The sequence below is a fragment of the Sphaerochaeta associata genome (assembly GCF_022869165.1).
GTDB lineage: Bacteria > Spirochaetota > Spirochaetia > Sphaerochaetales > Sphaerochaetaceae > Sphaerochaeta > Sphaerochaeta associata.
Genome location: NZ_CP094929.1, coordinates 1,524,238 through 1,546,057, shown reverse-complemented (window position 1 = coordinate 1,546,057; position 21,820 = coordinate 1,524,238). Strand labels below are relative to the sequence as shown.

Genomic DNA, 21,820 nt, shown 5'->3' with positions numbered 1-21,820 from the left:
CCTTACTCCTTCACGCTGCCAAGCAGCTCAGCTATAGAATGTGCACACTCTTTTTGTGCCAGTTTCCTGATGTTCCCAGAAAGCATTGTGCGCTTTTGCCTATCGTCCAGCAAGTCTTTTACTTCCACGAAGAATCGATTGAGGTCGTTCTCATCCAAGAGTACGCGAGAAGCACCGAGGGAGGCAAGACGAAGCGCATTATCTATCTGGTCTCCCCTGCTGTATTGACGGCTTAGGGGGATGAGCAGGCTCGGACATCCGAAGAGCGCAAGCTCTGCGATGGTGTTCGCCCCGCTGCGGCTGATCACCAAATCCGCCCGTTTCAAGAGGGATGGCAGCAAATCAGTGATGAAAGCGACTTCGGTGTATCGCTCGTGTACCAGGTTCTGTACATCCTTGGACCCGCATTGGTGATAAACATACGCCAATTGGGTCAATGCTTCAAGATTGCTTCGAATAAGGGCATTGATCTGCTGCGACCCGCTGCTGCCTCCGAGAACGAGGATGAGCTTCTCATCCTTACCGATGAACGCAAGTTCACCCTCTTTGTACGGCTGCTCGGCCTCGGCAACCAAGGCCTGCCGGATGGGATTGCCGGTAACCACACGCTTGTGCTTCTGTATTGTTTCGAATCCCTGTGCAAACGGAACGCAGACAAAGCGGGAGAAGCGGGCATTGATGCGGGTGGCCAGGCCGGCACTGGCATCGCTTTCATGGCTGACTACCGGTATTCCGAGGAGAAAGGCCGCGAGCACAGGAGGAACGGAGACAAAGCCTCCCTTGGAAAAGAGCACGTTCGGCCTGTTGCGTCTGAGTATACAGAAGGCTTGAAAACACCCTACGAGCACATTGCCGATGTCAAGCAGGTTTTTCAGCGACCGATATCGTCTCAGTTTTCCGCTGCGGATGGCAAAAAAAGGAATGCCCGCTAGTTCCACGGCCTCTTTTTCTGATCGATCTTCCCGTCCGATCCAAAAAGCCTGATACCCCGCCCGCTTTCCAAGAACCTCGTGTACGGCAAGTGCGGGATAGATATGACCGAGGGTGCCACCCCCTGTATAGCAGACAATCATAGGTTGACTATACCATGACAGCTTTGAAACGGCTAGTCACTTGTATCATCTTGATACAGTGCGGGTAGATTTGGCCCACCTTTTTCTCATGGTTTCACTTTTCTTGCCTCATGAGAATGAGTATACTAGGAAGGAGGGGCCAAGCTCCTCAATCTTTATCGGCAAGCGAGATATCCATGGGCACCTCATTTTTCACCAAATTGTTCGGAACCAAGCAAGACAAGGACCTGCGATCACTCCTTCCCTTCGTGGAGCAGGTAAACAAGGAAGAGTCTTGGGCTTCAGCGTTGTCCGATGACCAATTCCCTATTCAAACTGCACAGTTCAGGAAGCAACTGGAAGAAGGAGCCTCCTTGGAGAGTTTGCTGCCCAAGGCTTTCGCCCTGGCCAGGGAAGCCTCCAAGCGTGTTCTGGGTGAGCGGCACTATGATGTACAGATTATGGGAGCAGTCGTACTCCATCAGGGAAAAATCCTGGAGATGAAAACCGGTGAAGGCAAGACCCTCACCTGCGTTCCGGCAGCATATCTGAACGCCCTTGAAGGGAAAGGGGTGCATATCGTCACTGTCAACGACTACCTTGCAGGCCGTGATGCTTCATGGATGGGACCCATATACGAGTTTTTGGGGCTTTCGGTGGGAGTCATCCTCTCGGATATGGACAATGAGGCCAAGCGAAGAGCATACAGCAGGGATGTAACGTATGGTACGAACAACGAATTCGGCTTCGACTACCTCAGGGACAACATGAAGTGGTCGGCCGAGGAGAAAATCCAGCCCAAGCATCACTATTGCATCATCGACGAAATCGACTCGATTCTCATCGACGAAGCCAGAACCCCCTTGATCATCAGCGGCCAAAGCGAGGACGACTCGGCCCAGGTACTGGGTGCTGCGAAAATCGCATCCTCCTTGGTCGAGTGTGAGAAGGATCCCGAGACCGGTGACTACTACGAGCAGGACCCCCTTGCCCGCTTCGACCGCAACGCCAAGCCCTTTGAGGAGCGCGGCGACTACAAACTTGATGAAAAACAGAAGAAAGTCTCCTTCACCAACCAAGGGATGCTGCACATGGAAGAGTTGCTGAACAAGCACCATGTCATAAACGGTTCGATTTATGCCGATGAGAACTTTGAATACGTTCACTATGTCACCCAGGCGGTGAAGGCGCTCAGACTCTATCGCAATGACGTCGATTACGTGGTGGTCGACGGCCAGGTCCAGATTGTCGACGAGTTCACCGGCCGTATCCTCCATGGCAGACGGTACAGCGACGGGCTGCACCAGGCTATAGAAGCCAAGGAGAAAATCAAGATCCTCGGACAGAACAAGACGTTGGCCACTATTACCTTCCAGAACTTCTTCCGCATGTATGACAAGATCAGCGGCATGACCGGCACCGCCGACACCGAAGCACCGGAATTCTTGAAAATCTACAATCTTGATGTGGTGGTCATCCCTACGAACAAGCCTGTGGTCCGCAAAGACTTCCCCGACCTTGTCTACTACAACGAGCAGTTCAAGTTCAAGGCCATCTGTGAGGAGATCGAAAAGGTCCACAAGACCGGCCAACCAATTCTTGTGGGTACCATCAGCATTGAAAAGAGCGAGCTGCTCTCAGTTTTGCTTAGGCGCATGGGCATCAAGCACGAGGTGCTCAATGCCAAGAACCATGCCCGTGAAGCCATGATCATCGAGGAAGCCGGTGCCAAGGGGGCGGTCACCATCGCCACCAACATGGCAGGCCGTGGTACGGATATCAAGCTTGGGGGCAGCATTGAGGCGAGAGCACGCAGAGTATGCGGCACGGAAGCTTCCCCCGAAGAGTTCGCCGACGCCCTCAAGCAGGTTTTCCCTGCTTGGAAAAAGGACTATGAAGAAGTAAAGTCACTAGGCGGCCTTTATATCCTGGGAACGGAGCGGCATGAATCACGACGTATCGACAACCAGCTCAGAGGACGAAGCGGCCGACAAGGGGACCCCGGTGCCAGCCGTTTCTTTGTATCGCTTGACGACCCCCTGATGAGACTCTTCGCTTCGGAGAACCTGAAAAACATCCTGGGAAAAATCGGAATGCAGGACGGGGAGCCGATCGAGCATCGAATGCTCTCCAATGCCATCGAGAAAGCCCAGAAACGGGTTGAAGACCGAAACTTCGAAATCAGAAAACACTTGCTCGACTATGACGATGTACTGAACGAACAACGCAATTTCATGTATGGCGAGCGCGATGCAATCCTGGCTGACGAGCATCTTATTGAGCGTGTGAGGAGTATCTGTCATGAAATCAGCTCGGGAATCGTCGATACCGTATTCGCCGATGCCAAGGACGACCAGAAAGGAACAAAAATCCTCTCTGAGATGCTGACCACTTTCCAACTCACCGTTCCTGTCCTGGATGCAAAAGCCACAAGCGAACAGTACAAGCAGCATCTGGTTCAGTGTATCAATGCCGAAATCGACTCAAAGGTTGCACTGACCGGTGAAAAACCGTTCAACGACTTCCTCCGCTTCAACTACCTCAGGCAGGTCGATCTTCGCTGGCAGGATCACCTGACTACCCTTGAGGATCTTAGGGATGCAGTAGGACTGCGCTCCTATGCACAGAAGAATCCTTTGGTGGAGTACAAGGTTGAAGGCTTTGAAATCTTCAATGAGATGCTCGAAGGCATCAAGCATTTCATGGCCCAGACATTGGTACGTGTGCAGATCACCCGACCCGAACAGTCCTACCAGAGACCGAGCAGCAAAGCAAGAATGGTAGAGTCACACACTGCAAAGGGAGCATTCGCTTCAGAATCCCAACCGGCCAGGCGTGTACAGGGAGGAGGCGATGTCGCAGCGGTCACCATCCGACGCGACCAACCGAAGGTCGGACGCAACGATCCGTGCCCCTGTGGCAGCGGCAAGAAATACAAACACTGTCATGGAAAGAATGTGTAAGAAATGGGGACCGGAATTTCCGGTCCCTTGTTTTCTCTAGAAGAACTGTGTTGGATCGAGGGCGATACCCGACTGCTCAATGCTGAAGAAGAGCGTCGGCCGCTCATAGGTGGTGCCGCTGGTACCGATGCTTCCTATCGTCTCACCCTTGGAGAGCGTCATGCCGATGCGTACCTCAACATTCTCCAGATGATGGTAGCTGGTGCGGTATCCACCTTCATGGCTGAGCACCACGAACCGACCCCTGCCTTTCACCTCATAACCGGCATCGACCACCTGGCCGCCGGCCGAAGCGACAACCGCCGAACCCCAGTTACCGACGATCAGGATGCCGCCGATGCTTTCACTGGTTCCGGTAGCCGGATTTGTGTATGGTTGCCCGAAAAGCGTGGTGATTGTACCCGAGGCAGGTTTCTGAAATTGAATCGGAGCTACATCGGCAAGTTGTTTCGTGGAGGTTGAAGAAGTATCAGGGATGAACAGCTGTTGGCCGACAAGGATGTTCTCGCTCTTGAGACCGTTGATCTCCTGCAGGGTCTTCCATCCCAGGGATGGACTGTATTTGCGTGCAATGGTGGAGAGCATATCCCCCTCGCGAACGGTGTACAACTGTCCGTCACGGTCGGGAATCCGCAGCGTAACGCCTTCCCGTATCGCCTGGATGTTACGAATCTGGTTGACACTGATCAATGTTTGGGTCTTCAGATTGTACAAGGCTGCGATGGAGGCAAGGTCCTCTCCCGAAGCAACCAAGTGATCTGCATATTGGACGGTTACCGAGCTGGACGGCCCCCCCACGACGGGCCGGTCGGAAAGTGAACGGGCCTGGGTGTCGAGAACCACTGCATCGGCCACAGAAGTGGTTGCGGAAGGAACTGCAGCATCGGTGGAAGGAGCGACTACTGCGGATACCTGGGGTGCATCGATGATTTTCTCTACCTGAGGAAGCACTTCGACTACGGTCTTGGGGCTCTCACCAGTCCTGCTCTCCTGAGCCGGGAAGAACTGATACCAAATGACTATTACCACCACACAGATGGCTATCCCCAGTGCAATGGTCCAGATCAGACCACGGCTGGGTTTTGTCCGCTGCCCCTCTGTCCGTGACCGCCAGGAAGGCCGCTCCTGCATATCGTCATAATAGTCTTTTGCCATAGCTCGACATTACCTTTTCTACATAGTAGTATAAAACAATCATGGCTACCAGTCCAAAACATTCCTATATCAGGCTCTTGTGCCTTCTATGTATCATATTTTTAGGAATTTTTCTGCTCAGGTTGGGCTTTTTGATGCTTTTTAATCAAAACACGAGCAAATCTTACAACAATCCTCAGGTTGCTTCGCAGGTCGTCAGAGGCACCATCTATGACAGAAACCAAAGAATCCTCGCCATCCAGACACCCTACTGGGGAGTCTATCTCCATCTCAATGCCATCAAGGACATGCAGCTTGTAAGTGAAGTCATAGCCCCTTTCGTGCAGATGAACCCCCAGGAAATACAAAACAAGGCGCAGTCGTACACTACCTACGCCCAGATCAAGGAGCGCATCGATGACCGGATGGTCCAACCGCTGCTGGATGCAATCCAAAAGTACTCCCTCAGAGGACAGGTGAATGTCGAGAAACGCATGGGAAGGACCTACCCCGCCCAATTCCACGCTTCGCAGATCATCGGTTTCACCAATACAGAGGGATACGGCATCGAGGGAATCGAGCTCAGTGAGGAGGCTCATCTGAATCCCTACCCCGAAATCGGCACTGCTCCCGTGACCTATGGGCAGGACATCACACTCACTCTCGATTTGGACATCCAATATGCATTGGATGTCCAATTGCAGCAGATTGCCGACCAACACAACCCCGATTATGCGATGGCGATCGTTCTCGATGCTGTCAACGCCGATATCCTGGGCATGGGAAGCTATCCCTGGTACGACATCAACAATCTTTCGGCTTCGAAGATGGAGCAACGAAGAAACAATGCGGTAAATCTTCTCTACGAGCCGGGCTCGGTCTTCAAGCTCTTCAGCTTGGCGGCGGTGCTCAAAGCCGGCCAGGCGCAGACCTCTGAAACATTCGATTGCGACGGCAGTTATACCTTCCAAGCCGGAGCAAGCAGAATCACCGTCAATTGCACTGCTGTCCACGGTGAGGTGGATGAGCGGACGATGATCAGTAAATCCTGCAACGGGGCGATCGTTCACTGGGCCCTTCAGACGGATGCAAAGGCTTTTTATGACATACTTACAAGTTTTGGCTTCAATAGCTCCTATGATATCGGTCTTCCATCCCGAGCCCGCTCCCAGATCGCCCCACCCTCCACATGGTCCGGCCGATCGCAGGCAACCATTTCCTTTGGACAGGAACTCCTCACTTCGGCCCTTCATCTTGCAACCGCAGCCACAGCCTTATGCCCTTCAGGAGAACTCTTGCAACCCAATCTCATTCTCAGACGTACTTCCCCCGTTGACGGAAGCATTCTGTATGAACGCGAGCGGGTGGTGATTCAATCAGTATTGGACAGCGAAACCACAAGCCTCATTCGAAGCGGTATGCTTATGGCAACCGAGGATGGCGGTACCGGGGTACGTGCCCGAGTCGCCGGCGTCGATGTGGGAGTGAAGACCGGAACAGCCCAGATTCTTAATCCGCTTACCAACAGCTATGAGGATGGAACAGTTTTGGCTTCAACCCTTGCAATGGTGCCCATCGACAATCCAAAGTACATCATCTATATCGGAGCGGGTAATCCCAAGGGGGATACCATCTGGGGTTCGAACATCGCCGCCCCTGCCGTCGCAAACCTGGTGCAGTCGCTGGTAAGCCAGGGCAAGCTGAAAGCCAAGGATACGGAAGTTCGCTAGGCTGATGGAAAAAATTGGGTTACATCGAGGCTGAAGCCTTGCAGGCATTTCATCAGATGGGAAGCCGATGCAATGTGCAAATCGTCAGGAATGGTTTGTCCGTCGGAGAGAAAGAGCAACGGCAGATTCGATTTGCGCGTAAAACCCAACAAGGTGCCGATGCCTCTGGTCTCATCAAGCTTTGTACAGATGCCGGCTCGGATGTGCAACGGGGAGAAGATCTGCAGCTGGGCCGCCAAATCGCTTTCCTTGAACGTAGCGCTCAATACCAGATAGGTGCTGCACTCCTTTTCACCAAGCAGTGCCAGCATCGCATCCTGGATGGGCTTCATTTCCTCATACTTTGCACTGAATGAGCAGGTGTCGACCAGAACATGGTCGAACGATTCGAGCGAAGGCAGCAATTCAGACAATGCTTTTTCATGTGAGGCTTCAAACAAGGGGAGCGCAAACTCACGGCTTAACTGCCTGATGTGACCGAGTGAGCCGACGCGATTGGTATCCAGACTCAACAACGCAACCTTTTTTGCCTTCTGAGAGCGCAGATGCAGGGCTGTCTTGATCGATATGGTGGTTTTCCCCACTCCTGCAGCTCCGACGAAAACAGCATACCGTGAGCTTATTTCCTCCTCGAACTGCACTCCGTCGAACAGGTATTGCAGCAGGGCTATCTCAACCTCCGCGCGGGAATGCTCACCCTTGTCGGCAACCAATAATTGCTTGGCCTCTGCATGTAGTGAAGAAGGTACATCATTGGAAACGAGCAGCTCCTGCATGTAGGCATCAGCATCGAAGACTTCAATCCGCCCAGGGTCTTCTTCAACCACCGAAACCGGGGGTTTCGATTCCACCAGATAAAAGGTGATCTTGCAGCGTTTTTGTTTAGAAAGCATCGAAGCCTTGGTGAAATCCTTTCGTGTATGAATGCGCACGGCATTCCCGTATTCGCTACGGGCCTGCCTGAGTGCGCTTTCATAATCACTTGCTTCAAGACTCAGAAATTCCAAATGCGCTCCTACAGGATGAACTTCGAGAGATCCTGATTCTGGATTACATCACCAAGGCGTTCATCCACATATGCCTGGGTGATGGGAATGGTCTGACCGCTGAGTTCATCTGCGCTGAAGCTCAACTCCTCAAGCAGTTTTTCCATAATGGTGAACAGTCTTCGGGCTCCAATATTATCATGATTTGAGTTCACCTCATAGGCAATCTCACTGATTCTTCTGATGGCATCATCCTCAAAGATGATCTGAACACCCTCGGTCTTGAGCAGTTCACGATATTGCATCGTAATGGCATTTGCCGGTTCGGTCAGTATTCGGTAGAAATCCTCGGCCTTCAGGTCGTCAAGCTCCACGCGCAGCGGAAAACGTCCCTGCAGCTCGGGTATCAGGTCGCTGGGTTTTGAGACATGGAATGCTCCGCTGGCAATGAACAGGATGTGCGTGGTGTCTATGACGCCCCACTTGGTGGATACGCTGGTTCCTTCAATGATGGGAAGAATGTCACGCTGCACCCCTTCACGGGAGACATCGATGCCGCCGCCCGAGCCGCCGCCCTTGGCAACCTTGTCGATTTCATCGATGAATACGATACCCATCTGCTCGACCCGTTCCTTCGCCTCATCGATGGCGCGGTCGGTGTCAACCGCCTTGTCCGTCTCTTCCTCGGTGAAAATTTCGCGGGCGCGTTTGACCGTCAGCTTGCGGTTGTGGCCTTTACCGTTGCCGAAAATGGAACCGATGCTCTGCATCGCCTCCTGCAACTCCTCCATGTTTGGTTGTCCAAGCACTTCGATGCCGACACGCTTGCGGCTCTGGACATTGATCTCTACCTCACGCTCGTCGAACTTGCCGTCGCGCAGCATCTGCCGAAATCTTTCACGGGTTGCCTTCTGGCTGTCGCTGTACGTGCTGCCCACCGGAATTATGTCCACCGAATGATCTTCCTTAACCTGCGGCAGAAGAATATCCAACAAACGATCCTCCACCCTGGTGACAACCTTTTCCTGCTCTCGTTCGGCAAGCTCGGCTTTCACCTGCTGTACGGCGATGCTCATCAAATCACGGATGATCGACTCCACATCCCGTCCGACATACCCGACTTCGGTGTATTTGGTTGCTTCCACTTTTATGAAGGGGGCGTTGGAAAGCTTTGCGATACGGCGGGCTATTTCAGTCTTACCCACACCGGTGGGACCGATCATAATGATGTTTTTCGGAGAAACCTCATCACGGATTTCCAGTGGCAGCCGTTTGCGGCGGGTCCTGTTGCGGATGGCAACCGCAATGGTCCGTTTTGCCTGCTTCTGGCCGATTATATATTTATCCAGTTCCTTTACTATCTCGGAAGGTTTGAGTTCGTCAAGCTTCCTGCTTGCTGTATATACCATAAATTATAATACCTCTACATGAATTGAATCATCGGTGTAGATGCACAGCTTTGCTGCAATCTCCACACTCTTGCGTGCTATCTGCTCAGCACTCATCGTCGGGCTTGCATCCAAATAGGCCAAAGCTGCACTGAGTGCATAGTTCCCGCCGCTGCCGATACCGATGGCATCACGCTCGGGATCCACTACATCACCCGCCCCGTTGATCAAGAAAATTCGCTTGCCGTCGCTGACCAGCATCATGGCCTCGAGCTGGCGCAGCTGCTTGTCGACTCTCCACTGTTTGGCCAGTTCCACCGCCGCCCGGGTAAGGTCGCCGTTGAACTGTTTCAATTTCGCTTCAAACAACTCGAAGAGCGTGAAGGCATCGGCTGTGGTGCCGGCGAAACCGGTGATTACCTTGCCATCATAGAGGGTGCGCACCTTGTGCGCATTCGACTTGAGAATGGTATCGCCGGCGGTTACCTGCCCATCGCCTGCTATTGCTACATGACCGTCCTTGCGGACTGCTACGATTGTGGTTCCTTTAAAACTAGTGCTCATCCTGTTTCCTTCCATGAGGGTGGCTGCATGCATAGACGCGGGCCAACCTCTCTTGTGATACGTGGGTATAAATCTGTGTTGTCGAGATGCTTTGATGACCCAGCAGCTCCTGCACCAAACGTATATCAGCCCCATTGTCCAAAAGATGGGTGGCATAGGTGTGCCTCAATACATGAGGGGTAAATGGTTTCTGCCACCCGAGTCTTCTTCTATACACAGCAAACATACTACCAACGGTGCTCATCGGCAACTGTTTTCCTTTGTTCGAGCAGAGCAGTTCAGGGCAGGAAAAACGCTCCCGCTTCAACTGCAGATAGTATGTCATCAACACCTTGCAACGCTCGGTGAAAAAGACATATCGCTCTTTGTTTCCTTTCCCTACTACACGAATCCGCCGCTCTTCCCACTCAATGTCCTTCTCCTTGATCGAGAGCAGTTCGCTGATGCGGCAACCGGTATCGTAGAGCAGCGTAAACACCACCATATCGCGGGTTGAGGGAAAATCAGCATAGGGCAGAGAGAGCAGTGAAGCTACCTCGGCAGCGGTAAGGACTGAAGGAAGCCTGTCCTGACGACGGTGTACCGCTATCAGGGAGAAAGGGTTGGAGGCAATGAGCTCGTTCTTGAGCAACGAGGAGTAGAAAACCCGGGCGCAGCTGATCTTGCGGTTGATGCTCGCCTGCGCATACTGCTTGTCCTTGACCAAATGACGCACAAACATACGGGCATCCTCGCGGGTGCTGTGCAAGAGCGAGACGCCCAAGGACGCAAAATAGGCTTGCAGCTGTAATAAGTCCCGCTCATAGGCAAGCAGGGTATGATCACTGAGGTTTCTCAAACTCTTCTGTGTCTGCAGAAATGTTGCAATCAAAGGCTCTTCATGCATGGCTTAGACTATAGCATGAGGGCCCGAAACGGTACAATGAGCCGGCTTGGATTCGCCTGTCCTGCGGCCAATCGTGCCTGAGAGCCACATCCGGATATCCCGTTACCACTTCAGCGCCCATTTCTGCAAGCGAGCGGGAACCGGTATTGACTTCACCTGTTCGCGTTCCCGTGCTGTGCACATAGACATCCCTGCCGAGGTCGAGGGCACAGGTCGCACAGTGCAGCGCCCCCGATTTGAGCGGTGCCTGCATCACCACCGTCGCCTCGGCCAGGGCGGTCGAGAGAACATTGCGGCTGAGGCATCGGAAGGAAAGGGCCTGATCATCAGGCTCAAAAGCGGAAATCGTGCAAAAACCGGCAAGCAGGGTGTTGGAGGTGATGCGTTTGACTGCCAGCCCGCAGTCACAAACCACAAGTGCCGCCTTGTTGCTGTCCTTGAGGGCATACAGGCAGTTGCGGTCGATGCCCCGGCTGTTGCTGGTAACCACAACCACCCCGTTCGCTCCCGCTTCAAGTGCAAACTCATAGGAACTCCGGCTTGCAAGTGCATCGGGACAACGGGTGCCGCATACCATCAGAAACCGGTCCGTTTGTTTCGGCAGGTCTCCTTTGTACATGAGACGGAAGGGAGGATTGTCCAGTTGATACAAGGGTGCGGGGTAGGAAGCCATCCCGTAAAAGACAACACGGGCGCCGCCATGGGCCAGGAAGGCGAGCATCCGCTCGGTTCTTTTTGCATTCGCACCGAGTGATATCAATTCATTTGCAGATGGATTGCTGTAAGCAAGACCGAGCTTCTCCTCGGCCCCGATCGAAAGCTGACTGATTGAAAGAAGTGTTGAGAGTTTCATGCCTCCAAAGGGGTGAAGGCCGGCGGTTTGCTTCAGAACAGGGAGACCGCAACCTTCACCAGAAGAAGGAAAAGTACGAAGAGCATCACAGGCTTGACCACATTCACCCCGATTTTCAAAGCAAGCCGGCTTCCCAAAAAGCCCCCGATGACGGCACTGACGGCACAAGGGATGGCGATTGAGAAATCTATCACTCCATGAGAGAGAAACATGGCAAGAGCGGCTGCATTGGAGGCAAGATTGACGATGCGGGCGGTCCCGCAGGCCTTGAGCAGATCCATTCCCAATACAGAGGTGAAAATCAGGGTGAGGAACATTCCGGTACCCGGACCGAAGAAACCGTCATAGGCTCCGATCACCAAGCCGGTAATCGACGCAAGGGAGAAGAGCAGCAAGCGGCTCTTCTCCTTGGCTTGACCGAAATCGGGCTTAAACACCATGAAAAGGGCGACTGCCGGAACCAAAATGACCAACAGGTAGTTCAGATAGGTATCGGCATAGCGGGTTGCAAGAAAGGATCCGACAACAGAGCCGATGAAGCTGAACAGCGTTGCCACCGATGCGATGGAAAGGGAAACCTGGGACTTGCGAAGGTACTGGATGGAAGCAACCAAGGTCCCGCTGGCCGAGGCAAACTTATTGTTGCCCAGCGCCGTCTGCGGCGGCAGCCCCAGCGCGACATACGCGGTGAGGGTGATTAAACCGCCGCCACCGGCTATGGCATCAACGAAGGAGCCGAATGCAATGATGGGACACAAAAGTATCAGGATGTTCATGACTGCTGCCCATCCTCGGTATCGGGGTGGAATTGTTCATATGCCTTCTGCAACACCCTGGTGTCCACATGGGTGTAGATTTGCGTGGTCTTGATGTCGCTGTGGCCCAAAAGCTCCTGCACGCTTCTGAGGTCGGCTCCACCTTCCAAAAGATGGGTTGCAAAGCTGTGTCGCAAGGTATGCACCTTGGCATCCAAGCCACCGGCATCACAATAAGCGATGAAACGCTTGTACACAGCCTGCCGGGTCAGTTTACGACCTCTCCTTCCAACGAACAAGGCCTTGGTCGAACCACGCATGCCGACAAGTTCCTGACGTACTTGCGTCAGATAGGCGTCGATCCAGCTGCGCGCCACCTCACCGACGGGAATGATACGGATCTTATGACGCTTTCCCACAACCCTGATACTGGTCTTTTGATAGTCGGAAACCTCAAGGTCGCAGGCCTCGCTGATTCTCAAACCGCAGGAATAGATGAGCTCAAACAGCGTTCGGTCACGAAAGCCCAATAAGTCGGAGGTGTCGATGCTCTCCAGCAGTGCATCCACTTGTGCAATGCTCGCCACCTGAGGAAGGGTTTGCTGTTGCCTGCCACGCTGGACAAGCAAAACCGGGTTGTCCTCCCGGATCTTGCTCAACTGCAGGAACGAAAAAAAGGACCGCAACGCAGAGACGACCTTTGCAACGCTGCGTTCACTCAAATGGCGAATCCGTACCTGCTCAACAAGATACGCCTCGATGCATCTTACATTCACCGTCTCATAGTCGACGCTTGTAGCCAAAAAAAGAGAGACCTCATGTGCGTATACAGACTGCGTCGCCTCCGAAAGGCGACGCTGCATGCCTAGATAGTCGGTATAATCTTCAATCAGGAGGACATTGGAGGAGTTGCCCATGCTCAGTTGTCATCCGCTTTATTGCGGGAGTACCTCAGAACGGCGGGTATGTTGTAATCATTCGCATTGGTAGCCGGTCCTTTGCCGAGCTGTTTCTGCAAATCCTGCCATCGGTTCACTTGAATCGAGGCGATATCGGGCTGCTCCTCGTTCTTCCTTGCAGGTTGCAGAGCTTCCTCATTCTTGCCGTCATCCCGCTTTGCCGAGGCGGCATACCGTCGCTTTACCATATCCATATCTGCAAGTTCGGCTCCTACGACATCCTCCTTGCGCTCGAAACCCGTAGCAACCACAGTAACCTTGATACGGTCACCCAGTTCCGGGTTAAAGGCCTGTCCAGCGATAACCAATGCATCATCGGCACAGCGTTCGGTGACCAATTCCACTACATCCTGGTACTCCTGCAAGGTAAGGGTGTCACTGCCAGCAAGGTTGACCAATACACTCTTGGCTCCCTCGATGCTGGCATTCTCCAAAAGCGGGTTGCTGATGGCCTGCCTGGCGGCATCGACTGCACGGTTGGCTCCCTCTCCGAAACCGATGCCCATCAAGGCATCACCCTTGCCCTTCATAACTGTGCGGACGTCGGCAAAGTCTATGTTGATTTCCCCAGGTTCGGTGATCAATTCACTGATACCCTGAACACCCATGTACAGCACTTCATCTGCCATCAGGAAGGCCTGTTTGATCGGGGTATTGTTCTCTACCACCTTCAACAAGTACTGGTTGGGGATAATGATCAGTGTATCCACCTGCTTGCGCAGCTTTTCAATGCCAGCCTGTGCAAGCATCAGTTTCTTCTTTCCTTCAAATGCAAACGGGGTGGTAACGACCGCCACAGTCAAGGCATTGCAGCTCTTGGCAATTTCAGCTACAACGGGAGCGGCACCGGTACCGGTTCCGCCTCCCATGCCGGCAGTGATGAACACCATGTCGGCATTCTCAATTTCACGCCGAATGTCCTCTTTGCTCTCCTGGGCGGCTTTTTCTCCGACTTCAGGTATACCGCCCGCACCCAGGCCTCCGGTCAACTCCTTGCCGATTGGAATCCGGATTTGGGCGTTGGAACGCTGAAGAGCCTGCATATCGGTATTCATGGTAACAAAGTGTACCTTCTTCAAGCCGCTGGCAATCATACGGTTCACCGCATTTCCACCGGCTCCACCCACCCCGACTACTTTGATGATTGTAGAGGTGGCCTGTTCGTCCTGGACCATATCCTCTACTTCAAACATTCCAAAATCCATAGCATATTCCTTTGCCCTTCGGCTTTACTTAAAACAAGGTCCTGAAGAATCCACGGAGCTTGGAGGCGGCCCCACCCTCTTTGCGATGCACCCGCTCCTTGCGCGACTTGGATGATGTCCCCGTCTCACGAACCTTGCGTGCTTCGCTCTTGAGCAACCCCAAAACCGTTGTGTACTGGGGACTGATATAGCTTCGATCCAAGCCTCCGATCGCCTCGGGGAACCCAAGGCGGGCGGGAAGCCGGAAAATCTCACTGGCAAGTTCGGTCACCCCGCTGAGCAGGGCTCCCCCACCAACCAATACCACACCTCCACCAAACGATCCCTGGATCTGGGCTTTCTCCAAATCGCTTTGCAAACGGGAGAAAATCTCCGCCATGCGAGGTTCGATGACCTTGCTCAGCTCTTTCTTCGGCATCTTGATGGAGGGAAGTCCCCCGACCTGCGGAATGAGAATCATATCGTCGCTGGAGACCGAGGGGACATAACTGTGCCCGCTTTCGCATTTAATCTGCTCGGCTGCGGCACGGGTTTTATTCAGAATATAGGCAATGTCGTTTGTTACCGCTTCCCCGCCGAGATTGACACCCCCGGTATACACGGGAGCCCCGTTCGAGTAGGCGATCATATTGGTGATACCGCTTCCGATATTGATGAGGATCGTCCCCATCTCCTTCTCCTCGCTGCTGAGCACAACCTCGGAGTCGGCAAGGCTCTGGAGCACCAAACGTTGTACGGTCAAGCCCGAACGCTGGATGCACTTTCGTTCATTCTGACACATCGACGAGGCAGCGGTAACAATGAGAACTCGGCTCTCAAGCCGGTGACCAAGCATATCTATCGGGTCCTTGATGCCCATCTGCCCGTCGATTTGGAAGTCCTGGACCAAGGTATGAAGAATCTCGCGATCCTGGGGAAGCTCGAATGCCCTCGCCACCTCAAGACTCCTGAAAATGTCCTCACGCTTGATCTCCTGATCCTTGCTGTTGATGCCGACCACACCGGTACTGGCGATTCCAACGATATTTTCTCCACCGATTCCGATGATCACTTCGTTCATCTCAGCTCCTGCTTGGAGCTCCGCCTCGTTGATCACCGTCTGGATGGTCTTCAAAGTCTGTTCAATATTGACGATGGAACCGGCACGCACCCCTTCGCTCGGATGTTCACAGATGCTGTCGACCATAAGCTGGCCGTCCCGGCTCACCGAGCCGATTACACATCTGGTCCGGCTCGAGCCGATATCCAATCCCATCAACATCTTTTCACCAGCCATTACAGCAACCCCCTTCTGGTCGGTCTCATCACCTGCGTACCAAACCCTCACGATAGAGGTCGTAACGCCTGGCTTGCGAGCTGAGGAAAGAAAGCGCATCCTTTTGGTCCTCTTGGACCAGCAAGACGGCTGCACTCACTTGCGCCGCACCCACAGGCTCCCTCACCCAAATTTGGGCATTCAGGGACGAGAGTTCCAGAACCATCTTTCCAAAGCTGTTACTACTATTATTATCGTATTTTATCGTAGTTATCAAGGTGGTTTTTCCCTCCAGCGACTTTGCCAACTCCATGACTTGTAGAAACGAGTCGTCAACACCATAGCGAACCATCATCCGGGCATAGGAGGGCGGCACCTCGATGGTGACCAAGACTCGTTGCCAAGCAGCCACATCATCGGAATGCAGGGCTTTCAGATGCAGGTCTTCGACCAAATACACCTGGCTCCCCCCTTCCTCCACGATTACGGCAGGAGCATCCGAGAGGCGGAGCGTCACCAACAACGAGGAGGGCAACTTTCGCACAAGCTTCACCTGTTGTATACCGGTAATTGTTTCAAGTTCCTGAATCCGGGCGGCCAGATTGATGGAAAACAACGAGGTACCCGCCAACGAGGCGAAGTATTGCTTCGCTTCGTATGGGACTTCCTCAGTACCTCCCTCCACCGTAATCTGTACTGTCTGAAGATTGAATGCGGGAATCGAGCGCAAGAGCAGCAGGCCTAGAAACAGGGCAAAAGGAAGGATGAGCAAGGCCAGTTTCACCTTGACCCCCATTCTGCTCATGAAAGGCTCCCCTCCTCGGGAAAGAGGATTGCTTTGCGTTCTTCCGGTTTCAGCGAACTTTTGACCAGCGGGATTTTCCCGCTGCTGATCAACAATATCCGATACAGCAAGGCGCTGCTGCACAGAACTACGAAAAGATTGGTACCGCCCTGGCTGAAGAACGGCAGGGGAATACCGGTTGGGGGCAGCAAAGCCGTAACAACCGCCAAATTAAGAATGGCTTGGAAGAGTATCATGCTGGTAAGTCCGAAAGCACTGATGCTGAGAAAGCGGTCGCGGCTCTGCATCCGGCTTGCAGCGTTGTATCCGAGGATGGCGATCATGGCAAAAAGGATGAGGATGAAAGCACTTCCGACAAAGCCGATCTCCTCACAGATCGAAGCGAAGATGAAGTCGCTCTGCACTTCGGGGAGTAAGCCGAGTTTGTATTGTCCGTTTCCCAATCCAACACCGAACAGTCCCCCTGCCTTGATCGCTTTCAGACTATTCGATACCTGGTAATTCATGCCCACCGGGTCAAGGGATGGGAACAGGAAGGAGAAAACCCGTTTCACCCGATAGCTCTGACTGAACATGGCGACCAAGGCGGGGGCTGCGAGGAAGGCAAGCAGAACAAGCAGATGGGAAAGCTTGAAACCACTGGCAAGCAACAGGGCAAAACTGAGGCCAAGAAAGAGCAAGGCCGAAGAGTAGTCGCGCTGGGCGAAAATCAATGCGGTGATGACCAGACTTACAACGATCGGCATGCCGAACCGACGCACAACGGACTCTGAACTGCGGTCTTTTTGGTGGTAGACCGCATAAAAAAGGATAATGGCGATTTTTGCGAACTCCGAAGGTTGCAAGGAAGGCAGCGAGCCGATCTGCAGCCACCTCCGCGAACCCAACCGCTGCTGGCCGAAGGGGGTGAAAAGGGTCATCAACAACAGCAGCACGGAAACAGCAAGGATCGGATAACACAACGCCTTGATGAAAGAGATGGGAATGTACCGTATGATAAGTGAGACTGCAAGTGCGAGACCGACGAACATCAGCTGGCGGGAGAAGAAGTAGTAATGAGGAAGGTTGTGAATCAGGGCTTCGTTGTACGAGGCGCTGTAGAGCATGATCAAGCCCAAGGTTGTGATCAGTAGAATGATGCATAGAAAGGTGAATGCACTCAGGCTGCCGCCCATCACATCCGACGACTCCTCACTCTGCTGCCAATCATCAAAATCCCGTCGTACATCCATCGCATCACCTGCTTATCAAGAGCGAGCACAGGGCAAAAGCCCAAGAGGTCAGCGTGAAGAAGGAGACGATGCGTCCTTCAGCGACTCCCTTCAACTCGTAGGCATGGTGCAAAGGGGCAATGGTAAACACCTTGCGCCCAAACCGTCTGATGGAGATGATTTGAATCAGGCTGGTAGCCAGTTCAACCAAGAAAAGCCCGCTGGCAAAAAATAATACCGCCTCACAGCCCATGACCAAGGCTGAAACTGCAATATAGGCACCCAAGGCGTGGCTGCCGCAATCACCCATGAAATATTTGGCCGGTTTTCTGTTGAAAACCAGAAAGGCAAGCAACGAACCGATAAGAGCCGGAGAAGCGATGATGCCGCTTCGACGGGCAAGCAGAAGCAGGAGCACAAGAAGAGGCATTGCCGATCCAGCCGCCAGCGCATCAAGCCCGTCTGTGATGTTCACCGCATTGACGAAATACAGCACATACATGCAGGCAAAGGCATAATAGGCGGTTCCCAGCTCAAGAGTGAAGGAGCCGATGTCCAGACGCGTATCGAGCAATCCTTGTGAGTCGAGCAGCATCAGCAACACAAGCGATCCGCTGATTTGCAGGGCCAGCTTGAGCAGGCTGGAGAGGCCGTCTCCGTTGTTGGAGCGAATTTTCATTCTGTCGTCCAGAAGCCCGATGAGGGCAAAGAGCAAAAGGCCGAGCAAAGGAAACACCACCCCTTCCTGCATGAGGGCCGGGTCGAGAAGCGTGACAAGCAAAGTCCCCAGACAGAAGGCAATTCCCCCGATTACCGGAGTGCCTTGTTTCTTGGCCTGCGTCCCCAAAAGCTCCGGCTTGATCGCTACATTACTGCGCCCGGCAACAGACAACAGGACCTTCGATAGGACGAAGGTCGCAACAAAAGCCGAAACCAGGAGGATGGGATATCTAGCTTGCATATCCGGGCGACCTCCTTTGCAGTGAAGGAATCAGGCGCTCCATGGCAACCGACCGCGATGCCTTGAGCAAGAACAGGTCTCCGCCCTGCATGTGCTTGTGCACCATGCCTTCGAGTTCCTCGAAATCCCGGGTGTAGCTCACTAAACCGCGGTAGCCCAGTTTTTTCAACTCCAGGGAGGCTTCTTCCATTTCAGCACCATAGAGGTAGGTTTGATTGAATGTCGAGGAGGCGACAGTTCTTGCCACCATGCGATGGGCATGATTCGAAAGCGCTCCCAGCTCCTTCATCGGTCCGAGCACCACTTTCTTGGCACCTTTCCAGCTGAGACCCGACAGGTAGGTGAGAATGCTGTTGGTCGAATCGAGGCTGGCGTTATAGCTGTCGTCGATGATGGTTACATCACTTCGATGGACGAACGAGCGGCCGTGCATCGGTTCGAATCCTTCCAAAGCCTCGGCGATGTCACCTGCCTTTGCTCCCAGGTAACGCCCTACACTGATTGCTCCCACCACGTCCTCAAGCAGGTGACGACCCACCGACTTCACGTGAAAGCTATGTCCCTCATAGGTGATCATCCAGCCGTCAAGGCCGAGATCGATGGCTGAAATATCCTTGGAATCGTAACGGACCAAGTGGCGACCTGCAACGCGCTCGATCACATCGATATGCTTGCAGCTGCTGCTGACAAACCCGGTTTCAATACCGGTGTGGAAGATGCGGGCTTTCTGTTCGGCGATTATTTTCTGGCTTCCCATTTTCTCCAGATGGGAGATACCGACATTGGTAAGCAGGGCTATCGAGGGTTTGAGAATGCCGACCATCCTGTCCATCTCACCCACATGATCGATACCCATCTCGAATACACCGTAGCGAGTACCGGCGTGCAGACCGAACATGCTCAATGGCAGGCCGTATTCACTATTGAGGTTTCCGGGAGTCTTTGCAGTCGAGCCCAAAACGGCAGTAATACGCGAAAGCGCTTCCTTGGTCGTGCTTTTTCCGCAGCTGCCGGTGATGCCGATTGTTTTGATCGAGGGAAAACGCTGCATGTACCTGCGGGCCAGGTCATGCAAGGCGGTAAGCACGTCATCCACCGCAAGAACTGGACAGCTGACAAGTTTGGAGGCCTCTTGAGCCCGGCTTTTGGGAACCACGACTGCAGCGGCCCCGGCCTTGGCAACATCCGAAAGGTAGGCAAACCCATCGTTTTTCTCGCCTTTCAAGGCAAAAAAGAGGGAACCTTCGGTACACTGGCGACTATCGATCTGTACATTCGCAATACTAGTTCCCCCTGACTTCAGGCAATCGGCCTTCATAAGGGGGGCGATGGAGGAGGCTGTGAAACGGCAGGTATCGATATGCTGGTAGTCACTCATGGATTGCTCCTTGCCACCAGTACCACGGCCTGAGCCTTGATCGGCTGGAAAGCGATGTCTTCCCTCCAGGCACCGTGAATAAGAGCTTCGGGCATACTAAGACTTGAAATGCTGGCTTTCAGTACCTGCTGTTGCTCTTCCAATGATTGGCGGTTCTCAAGCAACGTCTGGTATTCAACTTCAAGAGAGCGGTTTACTCCCCGCTGCCAGAGGGGCACGAAGATGGCACCCATTACACAGAGCAGCATCAGTACTATGACCAGCTGCTGCACATATCGGGCCCGACCCAGCTTTTGCACCGGCCGTTGCTTCAGATCAGTAGTATACCAGTCATTACTCATACCCCACTCCCCTTTAGCGCTTTTCTATGATGCGCAGCTTGGCACTCCGGCTTGCCGCATTCTCCTCTCGTTCCTGATCCGTGGGGACCAGGGGTTTCTTGGTTAAAATCCGTATTGCAGGATCATCTCCTTCCGCCATCCCCTTGAACAGCCATTTGACCTGCCTGTCCTCCAGGGAGTGAAAACTGATGACAGCAAGACGACCTTTGCTCTTCAGTGCCTTTATTGCACCACGCAATGCCGGCTCGATTCGGTCGAGCTCCCGGTTGACTTCAATCCGGATGGCCTGGAAGGACCGGGTCGCCGGATGGATATGGCCGTATCGATAGTTGGCGGGGACCGCCTTGTAGATGATTGAGGCAAGCTCTTCGCTGGTCGCGATCTTCGTAAGTTTGCGTCGTTCCACAATGGCTCGGGCGATGCGTCTCGAATACCGTTCCTCCCCGAAGTTGTAAATGACATCGGCAAGCCGTTCTTCCTGATATCCGTTGACCACGTCAAAGGCGCTGATGGAAGCACTCTCATCAAGGCGCATATCGAGCGCCTCGTCCTTGCGGAACGAAAACCCTCGTTGCGACTCTTCATAATGGAAGCTGGAAATACCCAGGTCGAAGAGAATCAAGTCATACACCTGATCCTCGCCTTGGTCGAAAAAGTCGTTGAACCATATATTCCTTGGAATGAAACGGTCTGAGAATTCCTTCATCCGTTCTATGGCCTTCTGCTGTATGGTTGCATCACGATCGAGGCCGATGACCTTCAGCATGGGATAGGTCGAAAGGAAGAGGTGTGTGTGCCCGCCCTCACCGCAGGTGCAATCGACCATGGTTGCTTCGCTGTCGGCGGGAGGGACCAAATACTGAAGGATTTCCTGTGCCATGACCGAATAGTGTACGTATTCCATTACAGGTCCTCCCTGATCATCTCACTCAGTGATTGTGCGGCATCGAGGAACTCGGACATGCTCGAGGCCAGGTACCGCTCATACTCGCTCTTGTTCCAAAGTTCCAGATAGTTGCCGGTTCCCAGCAATACCGACTCCTCTTTCAGGCCGAGCCCGACGCTCTCCCTGAGGCTGGATGGGATGTTGATTCTTCCCACCTTGTCGAACTCACACAGTTGCGCCGGTGCTATCATTCCACGCTGCAGAATTCGCAGCTTGCGATCGAACATCGAACCGGGCCCATTCATGATCGTATTCTTCAGTTTCTCAAAGTCGGAGGGGAGCATCAGCCACAGGCAATTTTCCAAGCCCCGGGTCACATACAAGGCATCTCCCTCGAGTGCTGTACGCAGCCGAGAGGGGATGAGAATGCGACCCTTGTCGTCAATGGTGTTGTAAAATTCACCAGTCAACATGACATTACTCCTGCTTAATTCCCTCAATATTGGGA

General features: G+C 53.4%; 20 protein-coding genes. 2 read left to right on the top strand and 18 right to left on the bottom strand.

Annotated elements, in window-relative coordinates; translation table 11 throughout:
* Positions 1-2: 2 nt before the first annotated feature.
* A complete protein-coding gene (gene murG / locus MUG09_RS07140) occupies positions 3-1,073 on the bottom strand; it encodes an undecaprenyldiphospho-muramoylpentapeptide beta-N-acetylglucosaminyltransferase (RefSeq protein ID WP_244774928.1) in 1,071 nt (356 codons plus the stop codon).
* A gap of 176 nt (positions 1,074-1,249) precedes the next feature.
* Between murG and secA the strand changes: the two genes are divergently transcribed.
* Positions 1,250-4,015, top strand: coding sequence for a preprotein translocase subunit SecA (secA, locus tag MUG09_RS07135; RefSeq protein WP_244774927.1), 2,766 nt, complete (start codon positions 1,250-1,252; stop codon positions 4,013-4,015).
* 36 nt (positions 4,016-4,051) lie between these two features.
* Here secA and MUG09_RS07130 read toward each other — a convergent pair whose 3' ends face one another.
* The gene (locus MUG09_RS07130; RefSeq protein WP_244774924.1) at positions 4,052-5,170 is read right to left on the bottom strand and encodes a M23 family metallopeptidase; all 1,119 of its coding nucleotides are present in this window, start codon (positions 5,168-5,170) and stop codon (positions 4,052-4,054) included.
* Between the two features lie 134 nt (positions 5,171-5,304).
* Here MUG09_RS07130 and MUG09_RS07125 point away from each other — a divergent pair, with 134 nt between their 5' ends.
* The gene (locus MUG09_RS07125) at positions 5,305-6,879 is read left to right on the top strand and encodes a peptidoglycan D,D-transpeptidase FtsI family protein (protein ID WP_244774921.1); all 1,575 of its coding nucleotides are present in this window, start codon (positions 5,305-5,307) and stop codon (positions 6,877-6,879) included.
* On the opposite strand, the gene MUG09_RS07120 is transcribed toward MUG09_RS07125, so the two are convergent.
* The 16 genes from MUG09_RS07120 to mraZ are packed head-to-tail and all read right to left on the bottom strand — an operon-like array spanning position 6,876 to position 21,785.
* The gene (locus tag MUG09_RS07120) at positions 6,876-7,886 is read right to left on the bottom strand and encodes a flagellar biosynthesis protein FlhF (RefSeq protein WP_244774919.1); all 1,011 of its coding nucleotides are present in this window, start codon (positions 7,884-7,886) and stop codon (positions 6,876-6,878) included. The two genes, MUG09_RS07125 and MUG09_RS07120, sit on opposite strands and share 4 nt — an antisense overlap.
* Before the next feature lie 8 nt (positions 7,887-7,894).
* Positions 7,895-9,274: an ATP-dependent protease ATPase subunit HslU gene (gene hslU, locus MUG09_RS07115; RefSeq protein WP_244774917.1), complete on the bottom strand. Its 1,380-nt coding sequence runs from the start codon at positions 9,272-9,274 to the stop codon at positions 7,895-7,897.
* A 3-nt stretch (positions 9,275-9,277) separates the two neighbouring features.
* Complete coding sequence (hslV, locus tag MUG09_RS07110) at positions 9,278-9,817, bottom strand: ATP-dependent protease subunit HslV (protein ID WP_244774915.1); 540 nt, start codon at positions 9,815-9,817, stop codon at positions 9,278-9,280.
* Positions 9,807-10,703 carry a site-specific tyrosine recombinase/integron integrase gene (xerA, locus tag MUG09_RS07105; RefSeq protein ID WP_244774913.1) on the bottom strand — a complete coding sequence of 299 codons (897 nt, stop codon included), beginning with the start codon at positions 10,701-10,703 and terminating at the stop codon, positions 9,807-9,809. The genes hslV and xerA overlap by 11 nt, the downstream gene beginning before the upstream one ends.
* Positions 10,696-11,556 carry a DNA-processing protein DprA gene (locus MUG09_RS07100; protein ID WP_244774911.1) on the bottom strand — a complete coding sequence of 287 codons (861 nt, stop codon included), beginning with the start codon at positions 11,554-11,556 and terminating at the stop codon, positions 10,696-10,698. Before MUG09_RS07100 ends, xerA begins: the two co-directional genes overlap by 8 nt.
* 32 nt (positions 11,557-11,588) lie before the next feature.
* Positions 11,589-12,332, bottom strand: a complete 744-nt coding sequence (locus tag MUG09_RS07095) for a TSUP family transporter (RefSeq protein ID WP_244774909.1) — start codon at positions 12,330-12,332, stop codon at positions 11,589-11,591.
* Complete coding sequence (locus MUG09_RS07090; RefSeq protein ID WP_244774907.1) at positions 12,329-13,228, bottom strand: tyrosine-type recombinase/integrase; 900 nt, start codon at positions 13,226-13,228, stop codon at positions 12,329-12,331. Before MUG09_RS07090 ends, MUG09_RS07095 begins: the two co-directional genes overlap by 4 nt.
* 2 nt (positions 13,229-13,230) lie before the next feature.
* Positions 13,231-14,475, bottom strand: a complete 1,245-nt coding sequence (gene ftsZ, locus MUG09_RS07085) for a cell division protein FtsZ (protein ID WP_244774904.1) — start codon at positions 14,473-14,475, stop codon at positions 13,231-13,233.
* A gap of 28 nt (positions 14,476-14,503) precedes the next feature.
* On the bottom strand, positions 14,504-15,751 hold the full coding sequence (ftsA, locus tag MUG09_RS07080; protein ID WP_244774901.1) for a cell division protein FtsA: 1,248 nt from the start codon (positions 15,749-15,751) through the stop codon (positions 14,504-14,506).
* Positions 15,752-15,779: 28 nt separating this feature from the next.
* On the bottom strand, positions 15,780-16,535 hold the full coding sequence (locus MUG09_RS07075) for a cell division protein FtsQ/DivIB (protein ID WP_244774899.1): 756 nt from the start codon (positions 16,533-16,535) through the stop codon (positions 15,780-15,782).
* The gene (locus MUG09_RS07070) at positions 16,532-17,767 is read right to left on the bottom strand and encodes an FtsW/RodA/SpoVE family cell cycle protein (protein ID WP_244774896.1); all 1,236 of its coding nucleotides are present in this window, start codon (positions 17,765-17,767) and stop codon (positions 16,532-16,534) included. Before MUG09_RS07070 ends, MUG09_RS07075 begins: the two co-directional genes overlap by 4 nt.
* 4 nt (positions 17,768-17,771) lie before the next feature.
* Positions 17,772-18,707 carry an MraY family glycosyltransferase gene (locus MUG09_RS07065; protein WP_244774894.1) on the bottom strand — a complete coding sequence of 312 codons (936 nt, stop codon included), beginning with the start codon at positions 18,705-18,707 and terminating at the stop codon, positions 17,772-17,774.
* Positions 18,697-20,085: a UDP-N-acetylmuramoyl-tripeptide--D-alanyl-D-alanine ligase gene (locus MUG09_RS07060; RefSeq protein WP_244774892.1), complete on the bottom strand. Its 1,389-nt coding sequence runs from the start codon at positions 20,083-20,085 to the stop codon at positions 18,697-18,699. The genes MUG09_RS07065 and MUG09_RS07060 overlap by 11 nt, the downstream gene beginning before the upstream one ends.
* Positions 20,082-20,426, bottom strand: coding sequence for a hypothetical protein (locus MUG09_RS07055; RefSeq protein WP_244774890.1), 345 nt, complete (start codon positions 20,424-20,426; stop codon positions 20,082-20,084). Before MUG09_RS07055 ends, MUG09_RS07060 begins: the two co-directional genes overlap by 4 nt.
* Before the next feature lie 13 nt (positions 20,427-20,439).
* The gene (gene rsmH, locus MUG09_RS07050; RefSeq protein ID WP_244774888.1) at positions 20,440-21,330 is read right to left on the bottom strand and encodes a 16S rRNA (cytosine(1402)-N(4))-methyltransferase RsmH; all 891 of its coding nucleotides are present in this window, start codon (positions 21,328-21,330) and stop codon (positions 20,440-20,442) included.
* Positions 21,330-21,785: a division/cell wall cluster transcriptional repressor MraZ gene (gene mraZ / locus MUG09_RS07045; RefSeq protein WP_244774886.1), complete on the bottom strand. Its 456-nt coding sequence runs from the start codon at positions 21,783-21,785 to the stop codon at positions 21,330-21,332. Before mraZ ends, rsmH begins: the two co-directional genes overlap by 1 nt.
* Positions 21,786-21,820: the final 35 nt, after the last annotated feature.